The sequence below is a fragment of the Nonomuraea marmarensis genome (genome assembly GCF_043197025.1).
Classification (GTDB): domain Bacteria; phylum Actinomycetota; class Actinomycetes; order Streptosporangiales; family Streptosporangiaceae; genus Nonomuraea; species Nonomuraea marmarensis.
Genome location: NZ_JBICRM010000004.1, coordinates 184,703 through 204,661 on the forward strand (window position 1 = coordinate 184,703; position 19,959 = coordinate 204,661).

Consider the following 19,959-nt stretch of genomic DNA (forward strand, 5'->3'; position numbering starts at 1 on the left):
TAGCGCCCATGAACGGGTTCTCGCTGCGGGGACGTACGGCGCTGGTGACCGGCTCGGGCCGCGGGCTCGGGCTGGAGATGGCCCGCGGGCTGGCCGGCGCGGGGGCCAGGGTGGTGCTCAACGGCCGCGACGACGCCTACCTGGCCGACCTCGCCCGGCGGATGGAGGTGGAGTTCGCCGCCTTCGACGTGACCGACCTCGACGCCGCCGGGCGCGCGCTGGAGGCGGTGGCCGGGCGCGGCGGGGCGGTGGACGTGCTGGTCAACAACGTGGGCCAGCGCGACAGGCGGGGCCTGGCCGAGTTCACCTCCGGGGAGCTGGCCCGGCTGCTGGACGTCGACCTCGTCTCCGCGTTCGGGCTGAGCCGCCTGGTCGCGGGCGATCTCGTACGGCGCGGCGCGCCCGGCCGGATCATCAACGTGTCGTCGGTGCTCGGCCGGCTCGGCAGGCCGGGCGACATCGGGTACGCCGTGGCCAAGGCCGGGCTCGACGGCTTGACCAGGGCGCTGGCCGCCGAGCTCGGGCCGCATGCGATCACGGTCAACGGCGTGGCGCCGGGCACGTTCGCCACCGAGGTGAACGCCGAGCTGGCCGCCGACCCGGAATGGACCGCCTGGCTGGAACGCCGTACGGCGCTGGGCCGCTGGGGCAGGCCGGAGGAGGTCGCCGGGGTGGTGGTGTTCCTGGCCGGCGACGCCGCCTCCTACCTCACGGGGCAGACCATCCCGGTGGACGGCGGCATGACCACGAGGTTCTGAGCGATCACGCGGGTACGGCGCCGTCAGTGGCGCATCGCGATCACGCAAGCCGGGCGCGGCGGTCAGTGGTGCATCACGTGGCAGGCGAGCTGGAGGGCCAGGCGGGTGGCGGCGTCGTCCAGGTCGAAGCCCGCGGACTTGATGCGTTCCAGGCGGGTGGTGACCGTGTTGCGGTGCACGCCCAGGCGTTCGGCCGCCTTCAGCGCCCCGCCCTCGTCCAGGACCGCACCCAGCGTCTCCAGCAGCGTGCCGTCCTTGTCGATCTCCAGCAGCGGCCGCAGCACGACCGCCGCGGGTGTCCGGAGCACGCCTGCCGGGAGCGCGCCGAGCAGCTCGGCGGGGCCCATCCGGTCGGCGCGGGCCACCGTACCCGGGCTCGCCACGAACGCCGCCGCCTCCGCGCCCAGCAGCGTCTCCTCCGCCGAGTCCAGCCCCTCCACCGGCGCGCCCACGCCGGCCGCGCACGGCCACGGCATCGTCTCGACGCAGCGCTCCAGGCGCTCGGCCAGCTTGGCCGGTTCCAGCGCCGCCCAGCCCGCCCAGCCTTCGCCCCTGGGCAGCACCGGCACCTGCCCGACGGCGGCCGTGATCAGCGTCTGAGCGAGTGAGGCGTCGCCCACCTCCCGGGCCGGGCGCACGTGGTAGCCGGTGATGCGGCCCTGCACGGGCCAGCCCAGCGCGATCGCCAGCGCCCGCGGCCGGCCGAGGTCGGCGCCCGCTTCGCCCGGAGCCGTCGCGGGCTCGCCCGCGTCCTGGGCCTCTTCGAACCCCATCCCGGTGGCTTCGGCGAGGACGCGTTCGGCCAGGGCCGCCTGCCGGGCGAAGTCGCGCGAGGCTCGCAGGCGCTCGTGCGCGGCCCACGCGGTCAGCGGCGCGGTCGCCAGCCCCAGCACCGTACGCACCACCGACGGCCACCCGGGCGAACGCGACGAGCCGACGGCCACCAGCGCGCCCAGCTCCACGTCCTCCGGGTCGAGCACCTCCACCTCCGCCGCCCATCGCGCACCCGCCTCGGGCTCCGGCTCGGCCGACGGCCGGGCGATGCTCTGGCGGCCCGCCAGGTGGCGGCCGTACCGGTCGAGGAAGGTCACCGACGTGCCGGGCAGCTCGGCGTTCAGCACGCCCAGCACGCGGCGGGCCGACGCGCCCGCGTCCGCGAGCCGGGTGGCGCACCGGGCGACGAGCTGCGTGCGGGCCGCCTCCGGGCGCGAGGCGGCCGAGGCGACCCGGACCGCGATGATCAGCGGATCCTCGTCCACGAAGATCAGCGTGACGCCGAGGCGTTCCGCCAGCACCTCGCCCGAGCCCGCGCTCAGCCCGCCGGACGGCGCGATCACGCAGGCCGCCGCCTGCTCCCAGGCCCGGCGCATGGCCATCTCGACCGCCCATCCGCCGCTGGCCGCCGCCCCGATCAGCACCACCGCCGTGTGCGGCGCCACCGCGCCGAGCACCGACAGCTCATCCACGATCCGCACCTGGTGCACCGGCTTCTCACCGGAGCCGTACATCCTGGCCCCGGCCAGCGGCCCGGCGTTGACCAGCTCGGCCACCGTGACGGGCGACTCCCACCCGGGCCCCCGCACCGCGCTCACCACGAGACCCCTTCCCTCTGCGGCCCGCTCACAGCGGGATCCCGAACGCGTGCAGCCCGCCCAACGCCAGCCCCCTGTCCGTATGCCACACCGGCGCCGCCTTCACCACCATGACCTCCACGTCCACCCCCGGCCTCGCCTTGTCGACGTCCACGACCATCCCGTCGGCCGTCGAGACCATGCAGATCAGGTCCGGCACCATGGCCACCATCGCCCCGTCGGCCAGCGCCAGCACGATCTCGTTGTGCGCCTCCAGCCGGACCAGCCGCCGCAGCCCCTCGGTCTCCTGCAGCACGATGCTCGACGGCAACGACGGCAACGCCAGGTCGGCGCCGTGCCCCGTACTGGCCTCCACGGCCAGGATCCGCCCGACGCACAACGTCCGCACACCGTACGGCGCCGCCACCGACCGCGGCGCACCCGGCACGCCGGCCCTCAGCAGCAGGCTCACCGTGCCGGGCACCAATACCCTGGCCAGGTCGCCGGCCGCCATCGGATAGCACGCCGCCACCGCCCACCCGCCGACCGACAACACCACGGGACGCAACAACTCCTCCACCCGGCCGGCCGCCGTCTCCAGCACCACCAGCTCCCCCGACGCCCCCGCCAGCGCCAGCGGGACGGGGCTCATGCCACCCAGCGTGTACGTCGTCTGCTCCACCAGCGGGAACACCCGCCCCGTGCCGTCACCGTCCACCAGCGGCACCCCGATCTCGGCCGCCGCGATGAGCGGGACCAGCGCGTTCTCCGCCGCCAGGTTCAGCGCCACCACCGCCCCGGCCCGCTCCCCCAGCCTGCGCTCCAGAGCCCGCACGGCCCGCGCCGGCTCCTCCCCGCCCGGCAACTGCTCCCCCAGCGCGGTCGTGGACCCCACCAGGCTGATGGACACGCACAACGTCCCGGGCTCCAGCTCCTCGGCCGCCACCAGCGGGACTCCCGGCCCGAGCACCGAGCCCGCCCAGTCCCGCGCCAGGTTGTACGACGACTCCGCCGCCCCGGTCGCGAACAACCGCGACCCCGCCGCGAACCGCTCCAGCTCGTCCCGATTGATGAGCAGCCCGGTCATGCCGTCGCCCCCTCCGCCGTCATCCGCACCCGGTACAGCCCGTGCGGCAGGTACGACAGCGGGTTCACCGTGCTCTCGGCGACCCTGGCCGACCCCGGCGCGGCACCCGCGCTGACCACCCGGGTGAGCACCTCGTCCCTGACCTCCTCCAGCGCCCTGTCCAGCTCGGCCCGGCCGCGCGCCTGCACGATCCGCTCCACCTGCGCCTCCGGCCGCCCGATCGCCGCCCCGTAGGCCGCGGCCACCTCGTCGGAGGCCCTCTGCTGCGCGACCAGCGCCGCCCGCCCTCTGGCCAGGCTCGCCGTCCGCCCCAGATCGCAGGCGAACGGATAGCGCCGGAAATAGTGCGCCGACACCAGTCCGCTCTCCGACCTGGCGAAATACACCGGCACGCCGGACAGCTCCCGGGCCGCCTCGTCGGCGATCCGCCCCGCCTCCGGCCCGAGCGCCGCGTTCCTGATCGACTCCTGCTCCCGCTCCCGCAACCCCGGATGCCCGAACTCGTACGACAACGTGATCCGCGCCCCCGGCACCTCCGCCGCGATGACGGCCGCCACCTCCAGCTCGTGATCGGCCAGCATCGGCGACCCCGCCGCCGTCACCGCGAAGTCGGCCAGCCCGCACGAGCCCGCGAACCGCCGCACCGCCTCGGTGTCCAGCGGCTCCAGCGCGCGCCCCGTCAAACTGTGGCCGCCCCGCACGATCGTGGCCACCCCCGAGCCGACATGAGGCCGCAACACCTCGGGGCACGGCCCGCCCACCCGGATGGCCGCCACCGGAGCGGTGGGCGCCCCGCCCAGGTCCACCGCCACGCAGGCCCGCCCCGCCGTGCGGGCCGCGGCCCGGCCGACCGGCCAGTCGAGAACCCCGTCCCTGAGCGCCACCACCACCGGCGCGTGCCGTCCGAGGGCGACACCGAGAATCACTCCTGCTCGCGCCCTTCCGTCTCCGGCAGCGGCACCGCCAGGGTGAACGGCATCCGGTCGAACGCCGCGCCGATGGGCATGCGCGCAGTGTTGCCCGTCCGAAGGCCTGGCGCCTTCGGACGGGCGATGTCGCGGTAATAACGGCCCAGGAGGTGTCTCCAGCCAGAGCGCCTTTACTATGTAGATCAAGAGCAGTTCCCCCGGCTCTTGGTGCACTGAGGTGTTATGTGCCCCTTTCACCCGTCCAGGCGACCGCCCCGATCGTCAAATCCTGGCCAAGGTCACTCCCGTTTCAGTTCATGCGCCAGCTCGTCCAACTCCGCCCCGCCCGCCATGAGCGCGGTCAGCTCCTCGGTGGTGATGTCGGCCTTGGCGTACTCGCCCAGGCTCGTCCCCCGGTTGAGCAGCAGGAACCGGTCCCCCACCGGATAGGCGTGATGGGGGTTGTGGGTGATGAAGACCACACCGAGCCCGCGGTCGCGGGCCCTGGCGATGTAGCGGAGCACCACCCCGGCCTGCTTGACCCCGAGCGCCGAGGTGGGCTCGTCGAGGATGAGCACGCGGGCGCCGAAGTAGACGGCCCTGGCGATGGCCACCGACTGCCGCTCGCCGCCGGACAGCGTGCCGACCGGCTGGTCCACGTCGCGGATGTCGATGCCCATCGCCCGCAGTTCCTCCCGGGCCACCCGCCGGGCCTTGGCCACGTCGAAGGCCAGCCCCTTGCGCGGCTCGGAGCCGAGGAAGAAGTTCCGCCAGACCGACATGAGCGGGATCATCGCCAGGTCCTGGTAGACGGTGGCGATGCCGCGGTCGAGCGCCTCGCGCGGGCTGGCGAAGCGCACCTCCTGACCGTCCACCAGGAACGTGCCCGCGTCGTGCTGGTGCACCCCCGCGAGGATCTTGATGAGCGTGGACTTGCCCGCGCCGTTGTCGCCCAGCACGCAGGTGACCCGCCCGGCCTCCACGCCCATCGACACCTCGCGCAGCGCCAGCACCGAGCCGAACGTCTTGCCGATGCCGCGGGTCTCGAGAATCAATGTTTCACCTCCTCGGCGTACCGCCTGACCAGGCGGTTGGCCAGCGTCGCCAGCAGCAGCATCCCGCCGAGGAAGAACTTGAACCAGTCGGCGTCCCACCCCAGGAACACGATGCCCTTGTCGGCCATGCCGAAGATCACCGCGCCGATGGCGGCTCCGACGGCGGAGCCGTACCCGCCGGTGAGCAGGCAGCCGCCGATCACGGCGGCGATGATGTAGATGAACTCCTGCCCGATGCCGATGTTGGCCTGCACCGAGGTGTACCGCAACGCCAGGATCGAGCCCACCAGCCAGGCCGCGACCGCCGTCGTCATGAACAGCACGATCTTCGTACGGGCGGCGGGCACGCCCACCGCGCGGGCGGCCTGCTCGTTGCCACCCACCGCGAAGATCCAGTTGCCGGCCTTGGAGCGCATGAGCACCCAGGTCGCCACGACGGTCACCAGGATCCACCACAGGATCGCCACCCGGAACGACGTCCCGCCGAGCTGGATCGTCCCGGCGAAGATCGCGCTCGCGCCCTCGAACCCGGACGCCCGGCGCAGCCCGCTGACCTGCACGGTCCCGGTGATGGCCTTGGTGACGCCGAGGTTGACGCCCTGCAGCATGAGGAACGTGCCCAGCGTGACGATGAAGCTGGGCAGCTTCGTCCTGGTCACGATCAGGCCGTTGGCGTACCCGACGCCGAGCGCCACGACCAGCCCGGCCAGCATCGCCAGCCACACGTTGAACCCGTAGCGGGTGGCCAGCGTGACGAGGATCAGCCCGCTGGTGCCGGTCAGCACGCCTGCCGACAGGTCGAACTCGCCGCCGATCATCAGCAGCGCGACCGCCACCGCCATGATGCCGAGCGTGGCCGCCGGGTCGAGCCAGTTGGCGATGCCGTCCGGCGACCGGAACACCTCCGACTGCGAGGCGAAGAACGCGAAGACCACGACCAGCCCGACCACCGCGCCCAGCTCGGGCCTGATCAGCAGGCGGCGAGCCAGCCCGACCCGGGCGACCCGCTCATCCGCCGTGATCGTCATCGCGTGCCCGCCTCCGCCAGCTTGGCCACCTGCTCGGCGTTGTCCTTGGTCACGAAGCCGGGACCGGTGTTGACGGGCAGCCCGCCGCCGACGGTGTTGAGGTTGTTCTTGTACAGGTTCAGGAACGTGATCGGCAGGTAGCCCTGCAGGTACTGCTGCTGGTCCACGGCGAACAGGATCTCCCCGTCCTTGATCGCGGTCACCACGTCGCCCGACAGGTCGAACGTGCCCAGCTTGGCCTGCGACCCCGAGTCCCTGATCGCGTCCCTGGCGGCCACGGCGATGGCCGGGTTGAGCGCCAGCACGCCGTTGACCTGCTTGTCCGACTGGAGCTTGGCGGTGACCTTGGACGTCACGTCGGCCAGGTTGCTCACGTCCACCTGCAGCCGCTCGACGGTGCCGCCCAGCGTCTCCTCGGCGCCCTTGCAGCGCTGGTCGAGGCCGACGTTGCCGGCCTCGTGGATGACGCACAGCAGCTTGGTGACGCCGGCGGCCTTGAGCTGCTCGCCCGCGCCGCGCCCGGCCACGTCCTCCGACTGGCCGACGTGCGTGATGGCCCCGAACGCCTTGGACGAGTCGGCGCCGGAGTTGATCGTCACCACCGGGATCTTCGCCGCGACGGCCTTGCCGATGGCCTCCTTCAGCGCGTCGGGGTTGGCCATGGAGACCACGATGCCGTCCACCTTCTCGGAGACGGCCTGGTCGATGAGCTGCGACTGCTTGGCTGGGTCGCCGTCCCCCTGGTAGGTGACCTGCACGCCGTACTGTTTCCCCGCGGCCTCCGCGCCGTTCTTGACCACGTCCCAGAAGGAGTCGCCGGGCGCTCCGTGGGTGATGACGGCGAAGCTGGCACCTGCCGGGGCCGCAGCGGAGCTCGCGGGGGCGCTCTGCGCGGTCTGTCCTCCCGAGGAGGAGCAGCCGGTCACGGCGAGCGCTCCCAGCAGGGCCAGCACGATCGGGGTACGTCTCATAGGACACCTCCAAGACCAACGGGCTAGCCCTGGTTCTACCGCAATGTCAACTCTTTGTATAGACATGCGGACTAATGCCTGACGCCAGACGGCAGAACGGAATCTTACGTTCCCTGCCGCCCGCCCACCACGAGCTGCCGGGCCCGCCACCGGTGGACGAGGAGCTGTCGGCCCGCTGGAGCCCCGCCGCCTAGGGCCGTCCGTCTGATGGCTGGTCGGCCAGTTGCCGGGCGAGGGCCACGGTGCGGCGGGCTCTGGCGACGATCGGGGCGTCCACGAACCGGCCGTCGGGCAGCGCGACCGCGCCGGCACCCGACCGCTCGGCCCGTTCCGCCGCCTCTACGATCTCGGCGGCCCTGGCCGCCTCCTCATCCGCCGGGCGGAACGCCTGCCTGATCACGGGAATCTGGCGGGGATGGATCGCGCTCCGGCCGAACAGCCCGAGCGCGCGCCCCGCCCGGCAGGAGGCGAGCAGCCCGGCCTCGTCCTTGACGTTCGGGTAGACGGACATCGGCACGGGCGGCAGGCCCGCCGCGGCGGCGGCGAGGACGACCTGGACCCGGAGCTGGTTCATGGCGCCCTCGTCCGTGATGGACAACTCGGCGAGCAGATCCTGCTCGCCCAGCGCGACCCCGGCGACCCGCGGGTGCGCGGCGATGTCGCGCGCCGCGAGGACCCCGGCCGCCGACTCCAGCAGCGCGTACGCGGGAGCACCGGTGATCGCGTCGAGCACCGCGACCGACTCCACCTTGGGCACCCGCACGGCATCGGCGAGCTCGCCGACGGCGGCCAGGTCGTCGAGACCGCGCGGGGTGGCCAGGTCGTTGACCCGGACGTGCACCTGCACCGCCGCGCCCTGCGTGTCCCGGCGGGCGCGCAGGTAGGCGGCGGCGTTGGCGCGGGCCTCGTCCTTGCGGACCGGCGCGACCGCGTCCTCCAGATCGATGATGACCACGTCCGCGCCCGACGTGACGGCCTTGTCGAAGCGCCCGGGACGGTCGCCGGGCACGTACAACCAGGTCACGGGGACATAAGCGGGGGCGTTCACGCGATCACCCCGGCCTCGCGCAGCGCGGCGATCCGCTCGTCCGAGTAGTCGAGCTCCCCGAGCACCTCGTCGGTGTCCCGGCCGAGCGGCCGCCCCGGCCACCGGATCTCGCCGGGCGTGTCGGACAGGCGGAAGAACACGTTCTGCATGGTGACCGAGCCCAGCTCCTCGTCCGGCACCTCCACGAACGTGCCCAGCGCCGCGTACTGCGGGTCCTCGGCCAGGTCGGTGACGTCGTAGATGGGCGCGACCGCGGCCTGCACCTCCTCGAACCTGGCGATGACCTCATCGGCGTCCCGCTCGGCGATCCAGGAGGCGACCGCCGCGTCCAGCTCGTCCACGTGCCGCACGCGTCCCGCCCCGGTGCCGAACCACGGCTGCTCGACCAGGTCGGGCCGCCCGACCAGGGTGACCACCCGCTCGGCGATGGGCTGGGCGCTGGTGGAGATCGCCAGCCAGCGGCCGTCGCGGGTCCGGTACGTGTTGCGCGGCGCGTTGCTGCTCGACCGGTTCCCGGTGCGCTGGGGCACGACCCCGAGCGCCTTGTACGCGCTCATCTGCGGCCCCAGCAGGCCCAGGATGGGCTCGATGATCGCCAGGTCGACGATCTGGCCGCGCCCGGTCCGCTCGCGGGCACGCAGGGCCACCATGATCGCGTACGACATGGCGAGACCCGCGATGCCGTCGGCGAGGGCCAGCGGCGGCAGCGTCGGCGGCCCGTCGGGCTGCCCGGTCATGGCCGCGAATCCGCTCATGGCCTCGGCCAGCGTCCCGAACCCCGGCCGCCCGGCCATCGGCCCGAACTGCCCGAACCCGGTCATCCGCGCCACGATCAGCCGCGGGTTCGCCTCCAGCAGGTCTTCCGGGGCCAGGTTCCAGCGTTCCAGCGTGCCGGGGCGGAAGTTCTCGATCAGCACGTCGGACCGCTCGGCCAGGCGGCGCAGGATGTCCTGCCCCTCTGCCCGCGACAGGTCCACGGCCGCGGTCCGCTTGTTGCGCGACAACGTCTTCCACCACAGCCCCACCCCGTCGACGGCGGCGCCGTGCCCGCGCGAGGGGTCGCCGCGGCGCGGATGCTCAATCTTGATCACGTCGGCGCCGAAGTCGCCCAGCATCATCGCGGCGGAGGGACCGGCGAACAACGTCGCCGCGTCGACGACCCGCAGGTCGGCGAGGCTCATCATGAGTATGTAACTTATATGTTATAGCTAAACCCGCGGAGGGCGACCCCCCGCACACCCCCCAAAGACCAAGGAAGACGTGGTCAGGCGGGGGGCAAGCCCCCCGCCTGACAAACTAGGAAACTGCGGGACACTTAGCGATATGTCAACCAGCGAGCCGCGGCCGCCCATGAGCAAGGCCGAATACGTCTACAGCGTGCTGCTCGACGACATCCGCCACTCGCGCATCCCCGGCGGCACGGCGTTGCGGGCCGGGGAGGTGGCCAGGCGGCTCGGGGTGTCGGTCACGCCCGTGCGCGAGGCGCTGCGCCGGCTGGAGAAGGACCAGCTGATCAGCTACGAGGCGCACCACGGCGCGACCGTGGTGGACCTGGGCGACGAGGCGCTGGCGGAGTACTACGGGTTGCGGGCGGTCGTCGAGGGCCTGGGCGCGCGCCTGGCTGCGGCCAGGATCACCCCCGCCGACCTGGCCGGGCTGCGCGAGTTGCACGCGTCGATGGCCGACGACGCCGAGCACGGCAGGTACGACCGGCTGGGCGAGCAGAGCAGGCGCTTCCACCTGCGGATCGTGGACATCGGTGGGCCCGCGTTCCTGGGCGGGCACGCCAGGTCGGTGCGCGACAACTTCCCGGTGCCCGCCGAGGCGTCGCTCTGGCTGGCCGAGACCCAGGTCAAGGCCCAGCTCGAAGCGCACGAGGGCATCCTGGCCGCCCTGGAGGCGGGCGACGCCGACGCCGCGGAACGCATCATGATCGGCCACGTACGGCGAGCCGGAGACCACCGCACCCATCACTGACACCCCTGATGACGGCCGGGGTCAGACCACTCGGGCGACGCCGCCGAGCCAGGCGGTGCGCTCGGGGGCGACGTCCACCTCGGTCCCGTCCGGCCGCCACTGCGGCGCCCACACCAGCCCGGGTTCGACCAGCTCCAGCCCGTCGAACAAGGCCAGCACCTGCTCCCTCGCCCGGAAGTGGATCGTCAGCCCCAGCTCCCGGTTCACCGCCGCGACGGTCGTGCGCATGTCCGCGTCGTAGGCGTCCAGGCTCAGCGCCGTCAGCCACAGATGACTGCCGGCGGCCATGGCCCGCCGCAGCCGCGCCACCCAGGAGACGTCCTCGACCGGGATCTCGTGCACCGACAACACGCCCACCGCCACCGGCTCGGCCCAGTCCACGAACGTGCGCACCATCGGATCGTCCAGCAGCTGCGCCGGACGCCCGAGATCGCACCCCACGATCCTGACCCGGTCACTCCCCTTCCCGATGATCGCCCGGGCATGGGCCAGCAGGTACGGATCCTGCTCCGCGTACACCACCCTGGCCGGCGGGAACACCTCGTGGATGGTCTCGTGGGCCTGCCCGGTGCTCGGCAGCCCGGTGCCGTACAACACGAACTGGTCCACCCCGCGCGCCGCCAGGTGCCGTACCACCCGGTGCACGTGCTGGTGGTGGGCGACGAGCGAGTGGGCGGCGTCGGCGCTGAGCCGCTCGGCCAGCCTCAGGGCCTCGCGGTCGGCGCTGAAGTTCTGCTTGCCGCCCTGCGCGGCGTCGTACATGCGGGCGGTGCTGACACCACCGAGGAACGCGACCGGACTGTCGTCTTCAGGCACTTGGTTACCTCCGTCCCGATCGGCCAGGTTCATCCTGTCAGCCGGGGCGGGCGGCGCGAAGGCCCGTCAATCGGGGAGTACGGCGCGGATCCCGTCCAGCACCTCGGGGGTGGCGTCCACGGAGAACGCCGACAACGACAACCGCGCGAACGCCTGCTGATGGTCCTCGACCCGCCGCCAGTCCTCGACGACCACCGGCGCGTGCAGCAGATGCAGCACCAGCACGTCGCCCCGGCCCGCCTCGGCGAAGCGCAGCAGCGTGAACGGCGGCCCCTGGTAGAGGTAGCCGCTCTCGGCGCCCGGCCGGGCGACCTGCACGGCGACGTGCGGCTGCTTGGCGGCCAGGGCGAGCGCGTCGAGCTGGGCGAACCGATCCTCCGGCCGGGCCAGCGGCGGGTCGAGCAGCGCCTGCCGGTCGAGCACCGCCCACAGGTGCGGCCCGTCGTGCCGGTCGAGCCGCTCCTGCCGGTGCGCCACCAGGTCCACGCCGCGGCCGACCCGCTCGGGCGTGACGCCGGGCGGGAGCGCGGCACGTGCGGCCGACTCGGCGTAGGCAGGGGTCTGCAGCAACGGCGGCACGTACTGCGGGCAGTAGGTGTAGATCACCTGCGCCTGGTCCTCCAGCTCCAGGAACCCCGACAGCCCGAGGGGCACCCCCGGCGCGTCGTACCATCCGGGCACCCGCTCCTCCCGCAGCAGCGACAGCAACCGCGGCGCGTGCTCGCCCTCGCCGTACAGGTCCAGCAGGATCCGTACGGTCGACTCGCGCGGCGCCACGAGACCGTGCTCGATGCGGAAGATCGTGGAGGTGTTGAGCCCGGCGGCCTGCGCCGCCGACTTCATCGAAAGCCCGCACTCGGCGCGCAGGGACGCGAGACGGACCGCCATAACGCTCAATTGCATACGTACGTCACAACGATCGATGACAAAAATCAGCGTTTACACCTGGTCTATTGCAACAGAGTGACGGGTGATGCACGATGGCCACTCTAGTGGTCTGACCCCTTGTGCATACGCCAATTCTGAAGGGCAGAGACTGTGGCGGACGCGTGGATACTGCATCCCGACTACCGGACACCGCCGGTCCCCACAGGCACTGCCATCGCTCCGGGCCCGTGGCGGCACCCCGACTGCGGCCAGATCATGAACGGCACCTACGAACGCCTGCTGCCCGAGCGCCAGGTCGAGGTCGTCACCATCTGGTACGGCTACCCGCTCAGCCACTGGTGCGGCCCGCGCATGCCCCGCTTCAGCAACCCCATGGTCTCGGCCTGGAACCCGGTGCTGGCCCAGGGCCTGACCATCGATCCCCGCTCGCCCGCACCCTACCTGCTCACTGCCTCACTCCGTTCGGCCGCTCGGTCGCCATACGCCGCCGCCTTCCCCCACTCTGGTCGCTTCGCTCCCGCCGCTCCTCCAGGCGACGGCACTCCCTCGCGTGACGCGCTGTGGTGCGACCGGTGGATCGCCGAGGCGCTGCTGTACGGGCGCAAGCCGTACGGGGCGTTCACGCTGCCCGCCGAGGAGGCGCTGCGCTGGTTCGCCAAGAGCGGCGGCACCGGGCTGGTGTACCACGCGGAGCCGGCCGGCGAGCTGATCAGGGTGGTGGCGGGCACGGCGGAGCGGTACGCGCAGCTGTTCGACCTGGACGCGCTGATCGCCGACTACCTGGACGCGCTGCCGCCGGAGCTGGCCGAGCCGCAGGCGGCGGCGCTGGACTCGCACCGCTGCCACTCCCCCGCGCTGCACTACATCGTGAGCGAGAACGCCGAGGCCCGCTTCGCCCAGGCGCCCCTGTCGGTACGCGGCCTCACGCTCGGCTACCCGCCCCGCGAGACCGCGGCCCGCATCGCCGCCGGGGCCGTATCCTGATCACGGACACCCGCCCCGATCCCCTCACCGCCGAGCGCCTATCCTGATCAGGGAAGTCCTGCCCGAACCCCGTCACCACCGAGGCGCTGTCATGATCAAGAGGGTCGCCCTGTCCGGCGTCAAGGGCATCCTGTTCGACCTGGACGGCACCCTGCTCGACCACCGGGGCGCCGCCGACACCGCGATCACCGCCTGGTTGTCGGCGCACTCCCCCGGCCATCCGCGCCTGGCCGAGGCGGCCACGCTCTGGGCCGGCCTGGAGCTTCCCTACCTGGCGATGTGGCAGTCGGGCGAGTGCTCGCTGGAGGAGCAGCGGCGCCGCCGCCTGCGCGCGCTGTGCCGCGAGCTGGCCGTGCCCGAGCCCGGCGACCTGGACGCGGCCTTCACCGACTTCGCCGAACGCTACCGCCAGGGCTGGGCCGCCTTCCCCGACGCGGCGGCGGCGGTGGCGGGGCTGGGCGGGTTCGCGTTCGGGGTGCTGACGAACGGGACGCAGCGCATGCAGCAGGCGAAGGTCCGCGCGATCGGCCTCGACGGCCTGGTCGGGCCGGTCCTGACGGGCGAGGTCCTGGACGGCCACTACAAGCCGTCGCCCGCCTCCTACACCGGGGCCGCCGCGGCGCTCGGGTTGCCGCCGCAGGAGGTGCTCCTGGTAGGCGACGACGTGCGGAACGACGTGACGGGACCGGCGGCGACGGGGATGCGCTCGGTGTGGCTCGACCGGCTCGGCACCGAGCCCGCACCGGCCGGCTTCCCCCGCATCACCTCGCTGACCGACCTGGCCCAGCTCGTCCACTGACCCCGCGCGTCACTGCTTCCCCACCGCGGGCACGGATCCTCGCCCGGCGGGGAGGATCACCCTCGGTCCCGGCGCGCCCCCGTGGCGGGCCCGCCACTCCCTCGGGTAGCCGACGGACACCTCCTCGAACGGCACGCCGTCGTACCGGGTGCTGCGCGGGATGTGCAGGTGACCGTAGACGACGGCGGCGGCCCGGAATCTGCGGTGCCAGTCGGCGGTGCGCTCGGTCCCGCACCACTGGGCGAACACCGGATATCTGAGGACGCTCGTCGGCTCCCGTACCAGCGGATAGTGGTTCACCAGCACGGTCGGCACGGACGGATCGAGGTCCGCGAGCCTGCTCTCGGTCTCGGCGACCCTGGCCGCGCACCACGCCTCTCTGCTGGGGTACGGGTCGGGGTGCAGCAGCATCTCGTCGGTGCACACCACGCCCGCCTCGTAGGCGCGGGCCAGCGACTCCTCCTTCGTCGTGGTCCCCGGCGCCCGGAAGGTGTAGTCGTACAGCAGGAAGAGCGGCGCCACGGTGACGGGCCCGTCCGCGCCCCGCCAGACCGGATACGGATCCTCGGGGGTGAGCACCCCCAGCTCGCGGCACAGCTCCACCAGGTGCCTATAGCGTTCCTCGCCGCGCAGCCGGACGGGATCGTCTCGCGTGGTCCACAACTCATGGTTGCCCGGCGCCCACACGACGCTCGCGAAGCGGGCGCTGAGCAGCCGCAGCGCCCACTCGATCTCGGCCACGACCTCACCGACATCGCCCGCGATCAGCAGCCAGTCACCTTCGGACTCCGGCCGCAGCCCTTCGACGATCTTCCGGTTCTCCGGGTAGTGAACGTGTAGATCACTGATGGCCAGCAGCCTCGGAGCAGAGATCATGCCTGCGATCGTAAGCTCCGGCGACACGATCCGCGCCCCCCTTCTCGGCGGGCGCGGCGGCTGAGGGAGTATGTCCAGACAAATGTTTGACTGTACCTGTAACCCGCAGGACACATTTGTCTGGACATTCTGACCTCGGTTAAGCTGATCGGCATGACCGCGAACCTGGCCATCGACCTGGATCGATCCAGCCCCGTGCCGCTCTACTTCCAGGTGGCCGAGCAGATCGCCGAGGCGATCCGGCGAGGTGATCTGGCGCCCGGCTCCCGGTTGGACAACGAGATCCTGCTGGCCGACAAGCTGGGCCTCTCGCGGCCCACGATCCGCCAGGCGATCCAGTATCTCGTGGACAAGGGCCTGCTGGTACGCAAGCGCGGCGTCGGCACTCAGGTGGTGCACGGGCAGGTCAAGCGCTCGGTCGAGCTGACGAGCCTCTACGACGACCTGCGCCGGGCGGGCCAGGAGCCGGCCACGCAGGTGCTGGCCCTGGAGTCGCGGCCGGTCGACGAGGAGATCGCCGGCATCCTGGGCGTGGAGGCCGGCTCCCAGATCCTCTACCTGGAGCGCCTGCGTTTCGCGGCCGGGGAGCCGCTGGCCGTGCTGCACAACTGGCTGCCGCTGGGCCTGGCCCAGCTCACCGTCGCCGACCTCGAAGGCCGCGGCCTGTACGAGCTGCTGCGCGGCGCGGGCGTGCGCATGCGGGTGGCCAACCAGCGCATCGGCGCCAGGGCCGCGACCCAGGCGGAGGCCAGGCTGCTGGCCGAGCGCCGGGGCTCGCCCCTGCTCACCATGATCCGCACCACCTACGACGACCAGGGCCGGGCCGTCGAGCACGGCTCACACGTCTACCGGGCCTCGCACTACTCCCTGGAGGTCACCCTCATCGAGCGCTGAGGCGGCCCGGCCGCAGCCGCTCATCGCTCGCTGTCGAGATGGGCCAGCTGCGCCTCGGCGTACCGGCCTCCGGCGGCCGCTCCCCGGGGCACGGCGGCCTCGATCCCGGCCAGGTCCTCGGCCGTCAGCGTCACGTCGAGCGCCCCCAGCGCCTCGGCGAGCCGCTCGCGCCGCCGGGCCCCGACGAGCGGGACGATGTCGCCGCCCTGCGCGAGCACCCAGGCGATGGCCAGCTGCGCGACCGTGGCCCCCTTGGCGTCGGCGAGCGCCCTCAGCGCGTCCACCAGGGCCAGGTTGTGCGCGAGGTTGTCACCGGAGAAGCGCGGGCTGATGGCACGGAAGTCGCCCGGGCCCAGCTCGCGGTCCTTCGACCAGTGCCCGCTCAGCAACCCCCTGGACAACACCCCGTACGCGGTGACCCCGACCCCCAGCTCGCGGCAGGCGGGCAGGATGTCCTGCTCGATCCCCCTCGACAGCAGCGAGTATTCGAGCTGCACGTCGGAGATCGCATGCACGGCGTGGGCCCGCCGGATGGTCTCGGCCCCGGCCTCGGACAACCCGATGTGCCGTACGTGCCCCTTCGCCACCTCCTCGGCGATGGCCCCGACGGTCTCCTCGATGGGGACGTCCGGGTCCACCCGCGAGATCCGGTAGACGTCGACGTGGTCGGTGCCGAGGCGGCGCAGCGTGTAGGCGAGCGACGTCTTGACGGCCGCGGGCCGGCCGTCGTAGCCGAGCCAGTTGCCGTCGTAGTCGCGCTGCGCCCCGAACTTCACGCTGATCCGCACGTCGTCGCGGGAGCGCCCCTTGAGCGCGTCGCGGATGAGCAGCTCGTTGTGGCCCATGCCGTAGAAGTCGCCGGTGTCGAGCAGCGTGATGCCGGCGTCGAGGGCGGCGTGAATGGTGGCCACGGACTCGGACGCGTCCGCCGGCCCGTACAGGTCGGACATTCCCATGCAACCAAGCCCGAGGTCGGACACGACCGGCCCGTCTGTTCCCAGAGTTCTCATGCCGCCAGTATGCCCATTGGGATGACAGATTTCAATTTCTGTCAGTCCCTCAGTGGCGGGGCCAACGGATACTCAACGATTTCTCAACATCCCCGGGCCTACCTTCCCCTCATCGGTCACGACAACCGAGATCGACATCGGAGGGAACCGACATGCGTACCAGAACGATCATCGCCGCGGGCGCCTTCGCGGCCGCGGCCGTCGCCATGGCGCCCGTCCCCGCGCAGGCGGCGGCGCCGTCCTGTCTCACATACTCGCTCGACAGCTCGGGCTTCAACGACCACCTGTGGGTCTGGAACACCTGCAAGGGGCCCAAGAGCTTCAAGGTCAGGCTCGCCAACGGCCCGGACATGCCGTGCACCTTCAAGCGACCCCACAGCGGCGCCAGCACGTGGTGGTGGCCGTACCCGCGCCGCTTCGACGGGCTCGTGAGCTGCTGAAAGAGGGTCAGACCAGGTCGCCGGTCTCCATGTAGAACTCGGCGGCCACCTCCACCTGGGCGGTGAAGCCGTGCGATCCGGTACGCGAGACGCCCAGGGAGAACGACCCCTCCGCCGTCTCGCCCGCCCGCAGCCGGTGCCGTGGCCTGTCCAAGCGGCCGAACGTCACCTGAACCGGACGGCTGAAGTCCTCGGCCGTCACGTCCCCGGGGATCTGCGGGTCGGGGTCGTGGCGTACGGTGCCGGGGACGATCCGGACCGGGAGCACCTGGTCGAAGTCGGGGCGGGCGGTGATCTCGTGCGCGAGGTGCAGCCGGCCCGCCCGGCCGAAGCACAGGTACGTCAGCGCGCCGTCGTCGTCGTGCCGCAGCTCGGGGTCGAGCCGGCGGAAGCATGACACGCGAGTGATCCGCGCCGTGACGCCCTCGGCGATCGGGGAGCCGCCGCGTTCGAAGTGCCCGTGGAAGACGGTGCCGGCCACCGACGTCCTGGCCGGGCCGCCGTCGCCCGGGTCGAGCTCGAGGATGTCGAACGGCTCCGGCACGAACGTCTGGATGTCGCCCGCCTTCTGGTCGGCGCGCACCGCCTCGCGTACGTCGTCGCGGAAGTCGACCTCCATGAGCACCTGGAAGCGGTGGGCCGGGTGCTCGAACATCGGCAGGTGCGAGAAATAGAGCGGGTCCTCGCCGAACAACAACATTCCGTGGACGTTGAACGTCTCCGGGTGTTCGTGGTGGGCGTTCATAGCCGCCTCCAGGGATCGGGTGGTCACCGCCAGTAGAACGCGGGGCAGCGGTGACCACCTGAGTACGACCTACTCAAATCCACCTGTTCCGGACACGTTACGGTCTTTTTACGTAGGGCTCCAGCTCTTGGCAACACACCTCCCAGACACCTAAGGTTCAGTGCAATGCCACACATTACTGGGAAGGTTCATGACGTCCAAGCAGGTCAAGCCCGGGTTCGGCGCCGTACGCACTGATGCGGGAGCCGTACGACCGTTGTCCGGGGTACGCATCACCGGCGGGCTGCTGCAGCACTGGCAGCGCCGGAACAGCCGGGCCACGATCCCGCACACCATCGAGCAGCTCCGCGCGGCGGGCAACGTCGCCAACCTGAGCCGCCTCCTGGAGCGCGACCCCGCCCCGTACCGCGGCCGCTACCCCTTCCTGGACACCGACCTGTACAAGACCCTGGAAGGTCTGGCGTACGAGCTCGGCGCACAGGAGACACTGCCGGTCAGGGAGTTCTACGAGGAGGTCGTCGGGCTGCTGGAGCGGGTGCAGGCCGACGACGGCTACCTCAACTCCTTCTTCCAGGACCCGGCGGCGGACAAGAAGCCGTGGGAGGACCTGGCCTGGGGGCACGAGCTGTACAACCTGGGCCACCTCATCCAGGCCGCCGTCGCCGCGAGCCGCAGGATGGGCGACGACCGGCTGCTGCGCGTGGCGATGAGGTTCGCCGACCTGGTGGTCCGCAGGTTCGCCGAGGACGGCGTCTGCGGGCATCCCGAGGTGGAGATGGCGCTGGTCGAGCTGTTCAGGGAGACGGGCGAGCGGGCCTACCTCACCCAGGCGGCGGCGTTCGTGGACCGGCGCGGCACGGGCCGGCTGCAGCACCGCATCTTCCCCGGCGACTACTTCCAGGACCACGTGCCGTTCCGCGAGCTGCCCTCGGTGACCGGGCACGCGGTGCGCATGGCGTACCTGGCGGCGGGCGCGGCGGACGTGTTCCTGGAGACCGGCGACCGGTCGCTGTTCGAGGCGCTGGAGCGGCTCTGGGACGACATGGTGGCGACCAAGCTGTACATCACCGGCGGCCTCGGCAGCCGCCACTCCGACGAGGCGATCGGCGACCGGTACGAGTTGCCGTCGGAGCGCGCCTACAGCGAGACCTGCGCCGCCATCGCGGTCATGCAGTGGGCGTGGCGGATGTTCCTGGCGACCGGCGGCGCCAAGTATCTCGACGTGTTCGAGCGGGTGCTCTACAACGCCTACGCCGTGGGCCTGTCGGAGGACGGCCGGGCGTTCTTCTACGACAACCCGCTGCAGCGCCGCCCCGACCACGAGCAGCGCAGCGGCGCGGAGCCGGGCGGGGAGCCGCTGCGCCGCGCCTGGTTCGGCTGTCCGTGCTGCCCGCCGAACATCGTGCGGTGGATGGCCCAGCTCGCCGACTATGTGGCGGCCGAGCGTGACGGCGCCGTGCTGATCGCCGCCTACACCCCGGCCAGGATCGAGACGGCCGGGCTGGACCTGGCGATGGAGACCGCCTACCCGTGGGACGGCGACGTGCGCCTCACGGTCGGGCGGGCGCAGGACGGGCCGTACGGGCTGGTGCTGCGGGTGCCCGGCTGGGCCGGGAACGTGACGGTCACGGTCAACGGCGAGCCGTGCGCGGCGCAGGCGTCCGATGGCTGGATCACGCTCGAACGGCGCTGGACGGCGGGTGACACGATCCGCCTCAGCCTGCCGATGCCGGTCCGGGCGCACGGCTCGCACCCCTACCTCGACGCGACCAGGGGCGCGGTCAGCCTGGCCCGCGGCCCGCTGGCCTACTGCGTCGAGCAGCAGGACAGCCCCTCGGCCGCGGTGGACGACCTGGTCGTCGGCGTGCCGGACATTGTTAACGCGAACACCGAGCGGCGGGACGAGGCCGTCGTGCTGCGCGCGCGGGCGACCGCGGCTCCCCCGCCGTCCGCCGAGCTCTACCCCGAGCTGCCCCTGGAGGGGGCGCTCCCCGAGACGGAGGTCGCCGCGACCTTCGTCCCCTACTTCCTGTGGGGCAACCGCGGCCCCGAAGCCATGCGGGTCTGGGTCAGGACCCCTAGGAACTAACGGAAAGAAGACGAG

Annotated in this window: 20 protein-coding genes; 7 read left to right on the top strand and 13 right to left on the bottom strand. The window is 72.1% G+C overall.

What is annotated here, in order from left to right:
* Positions 1-8 precede the first annotated feature (8 nt).
* Positions 9-758: an SDR family oxidoreductase gene (locus ACFLIM_RS08245; protein WP_393163649.1), complete on the top strand. Its 750-nt coding sequence runs from the start codon at positions 9-11 to the stop codon at positions 756-758.
* 62 nt (positions 759-820) lie between these two features.
* Here the strand turns inward: ACFLIM_RS08245 and ACFLIM_RS08250 are convergent, their stop codons facing one another.
* The 8 genes from ACFLIM_RS08250 to ACFLIM_RS08285 form a co-directional block, all read right to left on the bottom strand.
* Positions 821-2,350, bottom strand: coding sequence for a PucR family transcriptional regulator (locus ACFLIM_RS08250; RefSeq protein WP_393163651.1), 1,530 nt, complete (start codon positions 2,348-2,350; stop codon positions 821-823).
* Positions 2,351-2,378: 28 nt separating this feature from the next.
* Positions 2,379-3,416 (bottom strand): DUF917 domain-containing protein, encoded by a 1,038-nt coding sequence (locus tag ACFLIM_RS08255; RefSeq protein WP_393163653.1) that lies wholly within the window; start codon positions 3,414-3,416, stop codon positions 2,379-2,381.
* Positions 3,413-4,342, bottom strand: coding sequence for a hypothetical protein (locus tag ACFLIM_RS08260; RefSeq protein WP_393163655.1), 930 nt, complete (start codon positions 4,340-4,342; stop codon positions 3,413-3,415). Before ACFLIM_RS08260 ends, ACFLIM_RS08255 begins: the two co-directional genes overlap by 4 nt.
* Before the next feature lie 281 nt (positions 4,343-4,623).
* Positions 4,624-5,379 (bottom strand): ATP-binding cassette domain-containing protein, encoded by a 756-nt coding sequence (locus ACFLIM_RS08265; protein WP_393163657.1) that lies wholly within the window; start codon positions 5,377-5,379, stop codon positions 4,624-4,626.
* On the bottom strand, positions 5,376-6,407 hold the full coding sequence (locus ACFLIM_RS08270; RefSeq protein WP_393163659.1) for an ABC transporter permease: 1,032 nt from the start codon (positions 6,405-6,407) through the stop codon (positions 5,376-5,378). The genes ACFLIM_RS08265 and ACFLIM_RS08270 overlap by 4 nt, the downstream gene beginning before the upstream one ends.
* Complete coding sequence (locus ACFLIM_RS08275) at positions 6,404-7,378, bottom strand: sugar ABC transporter substrate-binding protein (RefSeq protein ID WP_393163661.1); 975 nt, start codon at positions 7,376-7,378, stop codon at positions 6,404-6,406. Before ACFLIM_RS08275 ends, ACFLIM_RS08270 begins: the two co-directional genes overlap by 4 nt.
* Before the next feature lie 190 nt (positions 7,379-7,568).
* Positions 7,569-8,426, bottom strand: a complete 858-nt coding sequence (locus ACFLIM_RS08280; RefSeq protein WP_393163663.1) for an HpcH/HpaI aldolase/citrate lyase family protein — start codon at positions 8,424-8,426, stop codon at positions 7,569-7,571.
* Complete coding sequence (locus tag ACFLIM_RS08285) at positions 8,423-9,610, bottom strand: CaiB/BaiF CoA transferase family protein (RefSeq protein WP_393163665.1); 1,188 nt, start codon at positions 9,608-9,610, stop codon at positions 8,423-8,425. The genes ACFLIM_RS08280 and ACFLIM_RS08285 overlap by 4 nt, the downstream gene beginning before the upstream one ends.
* Positions 9,611-9,749: 139 nt before the next feature.
* On the opposite strand from ACFLIM_RS08285, the gene ACFLIM_RS08290 reads away from it, so the two are divergent.
* The gene (locus tag ACFLIM_RS08290; protein ID WP_393163668.1) at positions 9,750-10,403 is read left to right on the top strand and encodes a GntR family transcriptional regulator; all 654 of its coding nucleotides are present in this window, start codon (positions 9,750-9,752) and stop codon (positions 10,401-10,403) included.
* A 21-nt stretch (positions 10,404-10,424) separates the two neighbouring features.
* Here the strand turns inward: ACFLIM_RS08290 and ACFLIM_RS08295 are convergent, their stop codons facing one another.
* Positions 10,425-11,219, bottom strand: coding sequence for an SAM-dependent methyltransferase (locus ACFLIM_RS08295; RefSeq protein WP_393163670.1), 795 nt, complete (start codon positions 11,217-11,219; stop codon positions 10,425-10,427).
* A 66-nt stretch (positions 11,220-11,285) separates the two neighbouring features.
* On the bottom strand, positions 11,286-12,107 hold the full coding sequence (locus ACFLIM_RS08300) for a Scr1 family TA system antitoxin-like transcriptional regulator (RefSeq protein WP_393163673.1): 822 nt from the start codon (positions 12,105-12,107) through the stop codon (positions 11,286-11,288).
* 150 nt (positions 12,108-12,257) lie between these two features.
* Between ACFLIM_RS08300 and ACFLIM_RS08305 the strand changes: the two genes are divergently transcribed.
* Positions 12,258-13,091, top strand: coding sequence for a hypothetical protein (locus ACFLIM_RS08305; protein WP_393163675.1), 834 nt, complete (start codon positions 12,258-12,260; stop codon positions 13,089-13,091).
* A 91-nt stretch (positions 13,092-13,182) separates the two neighbouring features.
* The gene (locus ACFLIM_RS08310; RefSeq protein ID WP_393163677.1) at positions 13,183-13,890 is read left to right on the top strand and encodes an HAD family hydrolase; all 708 of its coding nucleotides are present in this window, start codon (positions 13,183-13,185) and stop codon (positions 13,888-13,890) included.
* 9 nt (positions 13,891-13,899) lie between these two features.
* Here the strand turns inward: ACFLIM_RS08310 and ACFLIM_RS08315 are convergent, their stop codons facing one another.
* Positions 13,900-14,766 carry a metallophosphoesterase family protein gene (locus tag ACFLIM_RS08315; RefSeq protein WP_393163679.1) on the bottom strand — a complete coding sequence of 289 codons (867 nt, stop codon included), beginning with the start codon at positions 14,764-14,766 and terminating at the stop codon, positions 13,900-13,902.
* 153 nt (positions 14,767-14,919) lie between these two features.
* Between ACFLIM_RS08315 and ACFLIM_RS08320 the strand changes: the two genes are divergently transcribed.
* On the top strand, positions 14,920-15,660 hold the full coding sequence (locus ACFLIM_RS08320) for a GntR family transcriptional regulator (protein ID WP_393163682.1): 741 nt from the start codon (positions 14,920-14,922) through the stop codon (positions 15,658-15,660).
* A 20-nt stretch (positions 15,661-15,680) separates the two neighbouring features.
* On the opposite strand, the gene ACFLIM_RS08325 is transcribed toward ACFLIM_RS08320, so the two are convergent.
* Entirely contained in the window at positions 15,681-16,670 is a 990-nt protein-coding gene (locus tag ACFLIM_RS08325; protein ID WP_393163684.1) for an aldo/keto reductase, read from the bottom strand.
* Between the two features lie 152 nt (positions 16,671-16,822).
* On the opposite strand from ACFLIM_RS08325, the gene ACFLIM_RS08330 reads away from it, so the two are divergent.
* Positions 16,823-17,110, top strand: coding sequence for a hypothetical protein (locus ACFLIM_RS08330; protein ID WP_393163686.1), 288 nt, complete (start codon positions 16,823-16,825; stop codon positions 17,108-17,110).
* A 7-nt stretch (positions 17,111-17,117) separates the two neighbouring features.
* Here ACFLIM_RS08330 and ACFLIM_RS08335 read toward each other — a convergent pair whose 3' ends face one another.
* Positions 17,118-17,882 (bottom strand): hypothetical protein, encoded by a 765-nt coding sequence (locus ACFLIM_RS08335; protein ID WP_393163688.1) that lies wholly within the window; start codon positions 17,880-17,882, stop codon positions 17,118-17,120.
* A gap of 163 nt (positions 17,883-18,045) precedes the next feature.
* Here ACFLIM_RS08335 and ACFLIM_RS08340 point away from each other — a divergent pair, with 163 nt between their 5' ends.
* On the top strand, positions 18,046-19,944 hold the full coding sequence (locus ACFLIM_RS08340; protein ID WP_393163690.1) for a glycoside hydrolase family 127 protein: 1,899 nt from the start codon (positions 18,046-18,048) through the stop codon (positions 19,942-19,944).
* Positions 19,945-19,959 lie beyond the last annotated feature (15 nt).